Below are 5,972 nucleotides of genomic sequence, written 5' to 3' on the forward strand. Positions count from 1 at the left end.
TGCAGCATATGAGTATTACCAAGAAACTCAGCCTAAAGGGACAGTAACGGTCGGTCCGATTTCTGCTTTTGCTGTGGGCAAATCAGGAAACGGCTACACTGACGGCACAAATTACCACTGATATTTCTCATCGTTCAAACGATCTCTAGGGGTCGTCTGTAACTTTCTTAACTTCAATTTTATGAATACACCCAAGCAACCCTTCTTCCGTCCTGAAGTCTCCGTTGCCCGCCAAACCAGTTGTTCCAACAAAAGGCCGTCTGAAACTTAATTTGTCAAAGTTTCAGACGGCCTTTATTCAACAAAGATAGCAGAAGTTAATTCGCCATATCCCCCATCTTTGCTACAATATCCCTTTTCTTTTTTATTGATTCCACTATGACAACCGCACCCCAAACCAGCACTTGGCGCAAGATTTTCTCGCGCAGTATGCTGATTTGTATCTTTACAGGCTTCACTTCGGGGTTGCCGCTTTATTTTCTGATCAACCTGATTCCAGCATGGTTGCGCAGCGAACATGTCGATTTGAAAACCATCGGCCTGATGGCACTTATCGGGCTGCCTTTCACTTGGAAATTTATCTGGTCTCCCGTCATTGATTTGGTCAGATTACCTTTTTTAGGACGGCGGCGCGGTTGGATGCTGGTTACGCAAATTGGTTTGCTGCTGACCTTGCTCATTTACGCCTTCCTAAATCCTGCTCAGCATTTATATGTAATTATGGGCTTATCGTTGGTGGTCGCCTTTTTCTCTGCCAGCCAAGATATTGTATTGGATGCATTTCGACGCGAAATTTTGTCAGATGAAGAATTAGGCTTAGGCAACTCTATCCACGTCAATGCCTACCGTATCGCCGCTTTGGTACCCGGCTCGCTCAGCTTGATTCTGGCCGACTTAATGCCTTGGCACAACGTATTCATCATCACGGCGCTATTTATGTTGCCGGGTCTGCTGATGACCCTGTTTTTAGCCAAAGAGCCTGATATTCCCCCAACTGTGCCTCGTACATTTGCCCAAACAGTCTCTGACCCTTTCAGTGAGTTCTTCTCACGCAAAGGAATCAAACAGGCCATATTGGTATTGCTGTTTATCTTTCTCTACAAACTGGGCGACAGTATGGCAACGTCTCTGGCAACGCCGTTTTATCTGGACATGGGCTTCAGCAAAACCGACATCGGCCTCATTGCCAAAAATGCCGGTTTATGGCCTGCTGTCATTGCCGGTATTGTAGGCGGTATTTGGATGATAAAGCTCGGCATCAATAGAGCTTTGTGGATTTTCGGCGTGGCGCAATGGGTAACGATTCTAGGCTTTGCTTGGCTGGCAAATTTTGGCAAATTCGAAACCATCACACTAACAGAACAAATGATGCTTGCAGCTGTAATTGGTGCAGAAGCAGCTGGCGTAGGTCTGGGTACAGCAGCATTTGTTGCCTATATGGCTCGTGAAACCAATCCAGTATTTACGGCCACACAATTAGCCCTCTTTACCAGCCTGTCAGCCGTTCCCCGTACATTTATCAATGCTTCGGCAGGTTATCTGATTGAAGCGATGGGTTACTTTAATTTTTACTGGCTGTGTTTTGCTTTGGGCATACCGGGCATGTTGCTGCTGTTTAAAGTGGCACCGTGGAATGGCGAAAAAATGAGTAACTAGATTGCCAGTCTAAAACTTCTAGTAAAACAAAAGGCCGTCTGAATGTTCAGACGGCCTTTATCATACAAAAGCTTTATTCGGCAGCAGGTTTGACAGTACTGCGGACATCACCGCTTTTTTCTTTATGTTTCAAAACAGCGCGGTCGAGCTTGTCCATCAAAACATCAATCGCAGCGTACATATCCTGTTCAATCGCTTCAACGTGCAAATCTTTGCCTGCCAGATGCGCATCGGCTTCAGCTTTTTGATTGACTTTTTCCACCGAGAGCGTAATGGTCACAGAGATGATGTTGTCGGCGTGGCGATTGATTCGTGCCAACTTGTCGGAAACATAGTTTTTGATGGCTTCGGTAACATCAAAATTCAGACCGGTGATTTTCAGATTCATGATACAGCTCCTTCGGTTGATTAGTCCGTCAAAACGGATCGGAATATATCTACTCGGTAAATTTTCGCTTGTGTGCCGGTGGGATGTCTAATGATTCTCTATATTTTGCAACTGTACGTCTGGCGATTTCAATGCCGCGTTGTTTTAATAATTTGACGAGGGTCTCGTCCGAATAGGGTTTGCTGCTGTCTTCGCTTTCAATCAGCTGGCTTAATACGGCTTTGATTGCGCCTTGGCTGAACCCTTCGCCGTCATCGTCGGCATTGACTGCCTGTGTGAAGAAATAGCGTAACGCAAACAGGCCGCGCGGGCAAGACAAATATTTCTGATTGGCGGCGCGCGAGATGGTACTTTCCGCCAGACCCAATTCGGCGGCGGCATCTTTCATCAGCATTGGCGACAGGCCGATTTCTCCGAAGATGAAAAAATCTTCCTGATTTTTGACGATATACTCAGCAAGGCGGAGGACCGTGCTTTTACGCAGCTCCAAAGAATCAATACGCTGCTTGGCTTCGTTGATTTTTTCCTTCCACCCCAGTGCGCCCTCTTCCGCTGATTTCATCAGGTCGCAATACTCCTGATTGAGCTGCAGCTTCGGCCAAGCCGCCTCGTTGCTGATGACTTCCCAGCCATCCTTGCCCTCTTTGACCCAAACGTCAGGCTGAATATAAGGCGTGGGCGTGGCAGAGGCGAAACCGTAGGCCGGATAGGGATTGAGCTCGGCAATCATATCGAGCGCGGCTTCTATGGTTTCACTGTCGGTATCGGGATAGAGTTTGCGGAAACGCAGAACATTTTGTTTGCGGTTTTTGCCTAAGTCTTGAAGCGAACTTTGCACCAAATGCGCGGCCATTTGTCGGGCAGGAGAAGCCGGCAAACGCATTAACTGCAGCATGAGCGACTCGGTCAAATCCGCCGCCGCCACGCCGGGCGGATCAAAGGTTTGCAATATATCCAGTGCATTTTGCAGGGCTTCTTCGTCCAGCATCCATTCTAACGGCGTGTGGTCGATGATTTCTTCAAGGCTGTCGGTGAGGTAGCCTTGTTCGCCCAAAAAATCAATCAAGACATGAACATAGGCCGCTTCCACTTGCGAGAGCGGATGCTCGCACACTTGGGCATGCAGATAGTGTTTGAAATCCTCTTCTTCGGCGATGTTGCTCCAAATATCTTCGGCATCATCGCCGCTCAACTGCTGACCTGCGCGCGGCATGGTGACGGTACGGTTGAGTCCGCTATCGGCAAACTCATCGGTTTCCGGACGCTCAAGCAGAGGATTGTCTAATAACCAGTCTTCCACTTCGCGCTCAAGCTCAAGACCCGACATCTGCAAGATGCGCAAAGACTGCTGCAGCCGCTGGTTGAGCTGCTGGGTCTGTTTGAGTTTAAGGACGAGTGAAGACATAGTGTTTTTTCAAAGTGTATGGATAGTTTTTCAGACGGCCTTCGTACGGAGAGCCGTCTGAAAAACTAGGTTATCGGTATTATATTTGTATTTTTAGTAATTATTTCAATATTTAGAGCCACCCTCAATTAAAATGAGAGCCTCGTGTGAAACCGGTTTTACGATTACCGCCAAATATGCATTCAATATTTGAAATTTTCACCCAAGTAAACCGAACGGACTTGTTCATTGTTGACCAAATCATCCGGCTTGCCTGAAGCCAATACCGTACCGTCGCTGATGATATAGGCACGGTCGCAGATGCTGAGGGTTTCGCGCACGTTGTGGTCAGTAATCAATACGCCGATACCGCGTGATTTGAGGAACTCGATAATTTTCTGAATATCGATGACGGCAATCGGGTCAACGCCGGCAAAAGGTTCGTCCAGCAAAATGAAACGCGGCTGCATGGCCAACACGCGCGCGATTTCGACACGGCGGCGTTCGCCACCGGACAAGGACGGCGCAGGGTTGTTGCGCAGGCGCTCGATGTTCAAATCGGCCAACAGTTTTTCAAGTTCGGCATCGATACGGCTTTTGTCCTTCATGCTGATTTCCAAAATGGCGCGGATATTTTGTTCCACGGTCATTTTGCGGAAAATCGAGGCTTCCTGCGGCAGATAGCCGACGCCGAGGCGGGCGCGCTCGTGAATGGGCAGGTGGCGCAACTCTTGGCCGTCCAGCATCACGCTGCCTGCATCGGCGGCAATCAGGCCGACAATCATGTAAAAGCTGGTGGTCTTACCCGCGCCGTTGGGACCGAGCAGGCCGATGACTTCGCCGCTTTCGATTTCCAGGGAGAAGCTTTTGACGACTTGGCGTTTTTTGAAACTTTTTTGCAGGTTTTGAACCACAAGACGGCTGTTGTTTGCGCTCATATTCTGTTGACTTTCGATATTGACCTCAGGCCGTCTGAACCTTTTTCAGACGGCCTTGTTCGTGTGTTTTCTTATTTGTTTTTTTGCGGGCTGGACGGCTGGATGACAACGCTGACGCGGCCGGATTTGGCGGCGGATTTCACACCGGATTTGGCGCTGCCGTTGATGGTGTAAACCTCAGTTTTGGTGTTGTAAGTGATGGCCGCACCTTCAGCCACATCGCCGCCGCGCTGTACTTTGGCATTGCCGGTCAGGGTAACCAGACTGGCTGCGGAAGAATACGTGACGGTATTGGCTTGGCCATTCACCACGCCTTTGCCGCCGTCCAACTCTTGGCTGAATTTGACGGGCGAGCCGGTGGCTTTCATCAACTGCTCGCTTTTGTCGTTGCGCGAAACGGTTACGCTGCCGGCACGGATATTGAGCGTGCCTTGTTTGATGATGACGTTGCCGGAAAAGGTAGTGCTTTGGTTGTTTTGGTCAAGCGAGCCTTGGTCGGCTTCGATTTGAATCGGCTGCTTGCTGTCGCTTTGCAGGGCAAAGGCCGGGCTGGCGGCAAAAACGGCAACAAGGGCTAAGGTTTTACAAATTTTTTGTATCATAAATTGTGGCTTTCACTTTGGAAGGGAAATTCAGCAAACCGGTTTTGTGGTCATAAGTCATGCCGTTTGCCTGACCGCCGGACTGTCCGTATTGGAAAGTAACGGGGCTGTCGGTATGGGCGTATTGCGCTTCGGTATCGACATTCAAACGTTCGGTTTTGACGATGCCGGCCAAACGCTTGGCATCTGCCGCTTTGTTTAAGACGACATTCTGTTCAAAAACGACTTTCTTATTTTGAATATTGTACGCAGCCTTGTCGCTGCCGACTTCGTACAGCAGGCTGCCGTCTCGGTAAAACGAAAGATGCGGTTTGTCCAAATGCACATCCGCGCTATTCGGATATTGGACAGCATCGACCGCGCTCAGGTTTTCTTTCAGACGGCCTTCTTGGTCAAAACGTTTGCCGTTGATGCCTTTCATCAAATATTGCGGCTCATTCGGATTGAGGACGACTTCTTCGACTTGCACTTCGCTGATGCGGCCGAGCCACGCCGCCAATGCGCCGAGTGAAACGGCCAACACCAGCGGAAAGGCGATTCCGTAACGCCATCTGATTTTCATCGTACATACTCTTTCAAAGCAGGTTCAAGCGTACCTTGCGCCTGCATAATCAAATCGCACACTTCACGCACCGCGCCTGCGCCGCCGGAACGTCGGGTCACATAATGGGCGTATTGCAAAGTAAACCAATGCGCTTCAGGGACGGCGACCGCCAATCCGCAACGCACCATCACGGGCAAATCGACGACATCGTCGCCGACAAAGGCACACTCATGCTCCTCCACACCGGCCTGTTCGCGTAATTGGGCGTAGGCGGCACGTTTGTCGTGAATGCCTTTGAAGTAATAGTTGATGCCGAGCTGCTTCACGCGGATACCGACGGAAGGCGCATCGCGGCCGGTAATAATCGCCGTTTGCACGCCGCTGGCCTGAAGCATTTTCAAACCGTGTCCGTCCAAAGTGTGGAACGATTTGATTTCTTCGCCGTTGTCGCGGATAAAAA

The 5,972-nt window shown here is 49.7% G+C and carries 7 protein-coding genes; 1 reads left to right on the plus strand and 6 read right to left on the minus strand.

Annotation, left to right across the window (positions count from 1 at the left end):
- The first annotated feature begins 378 nt into the window (after window positions 1–378).
- Entirely contained in the window at window positions 379–1,656 is a 1,278-nt protein-coding gene (locus ACTHSP_RS16795; RefSeq protein WP_440346498.1) for an AmpG family muropeptide MFS transporter, read from the plus strand.
- A 73-nt stretch (window positions 1,657–1,729) separates the two neighbouring features.
- Here ACTHSP_RS16795 and hpf read toward each other — a convergent pair whose 3' ends face one another.
- The 6 genes from hpf to ACTHSP_RS16825 all read right to left on the minus strand — a co-directional run.
- Window positions 1,730–2,044 (minus strand): ribosome hibernation-promoting factor, HPF/YfiA family, encoded by a 315-nt coding sequence (gene hpf / locus ACTHSP_RS16800; protein WP_003679851.1) that lies wholly within the window; start codon window positions 2,042–2,044, stop codon window positions 1,730–1,732.
- Between the two features lie 49 nt (window positions 2,045–2,093).
- A complete protein-coding gene (gene rpoN / locus ACTHSP_RS16805; protein WP_049328830.1) occupies window positions 2,094–3,449 on the minus strand; it encodes an RNA polymerase factor sigma-54 in 1,356 nt (451 codons plus the stop codon).
- A gap of 182 nt (window positions 3,450–3,631) precedes the next feature.
- A complete protein-coding gene (gene lptB / locus ACTHSP_RS16810) occupies window positions 3,632–4,366 on the minus strand; it encodes an LPS export ABC transporter ATP-binding protein (protein WP_003679854.1) in 735 nt (244 codons plus the stop codon).
- Between the two features lie 71 nt (window positions 4,367–4,437).
- On the minus strand, window positions 4,438–4,968 hold the full coding sequence (lptA, locus tag ACTHSP_RS16815) for a lipopolysaccharide transport periplasmic protein LptA (RefSeq protein WP_440346499.1): 531 nt from the start codon (window positions 4,966–4,968) through the stop codon (window positions 4,438–4,440).
- Window positions 4,949–5,530: an LPS export ABC transporter periplasmic protein LptC gene (gene lptC, locus ACTHSP_RS16820; protein ID WP_440346500.1), complete on the minus strand. Its 582-nt coding sequence runs from the start codon at window positions 5,528–5,530 to the stop codon at window positions 4,949–4,951. Before lptC ends, lptA begins: the two co-directional genes overlap by 20 nt.
- On the minus strand, window positions 5,527–5,972 hold a 446-nt coding region (locus ACTHSP_RS16825), incomplete at its 5' end, for a KdsC family phosphatase (RefSeq protein WP_440346501.1). The genes ACTHSP_RS16825 and lptC, both read right to left, overlap by 4 nt.

Source organism: Neisseria sp. P0001.S005 (assembly GCF_051963715.1).

Bases quoted from the DNA above. Each gene is read 5' to 3' on its own strand.
- ACTHSP_RS16795 (WP_440346498.1), top strand. From the start codon at position 379: ATGACAACCGCACCCCAAACCAGCACTTGGCGCAAGATTTTCTCGCGC.
- hpf (WP_003679851.1), bottom strand. From the start codon at position 2,044: ATGAATCTGAAAATCACCGGTCTGAATTTTGATGTTACCGAAGCCATC.
- rpoN (WP_049328830.1), bottom strand. From the start codon at position 3,449: ATGTCTTCACTCGTCCTTAAACTCAAACAGACCCAGCAGCTCAACCAG.
- lptB (WP_003679854.1), bottom strand. From the start codon at position 4,366: ATGAGCGCAAACAACAGCCGTCTTGTGGTTCAAAACCTGCAAAAAAGT.
- lptA (WP_440346499.1), bottom strand. From the start codon at position 4,968: ATGATACAAAAAATTTGTAAAACCTTAGCCCTTGTTGCCGTTTTTGCC.
- lptC (WP_440346500.1), bottom strand. From the start codon at position 5,530: ATGAAAATCAGATGGCGTTACGGAATCGCCTTTCCGCTGGTGTTGGCC.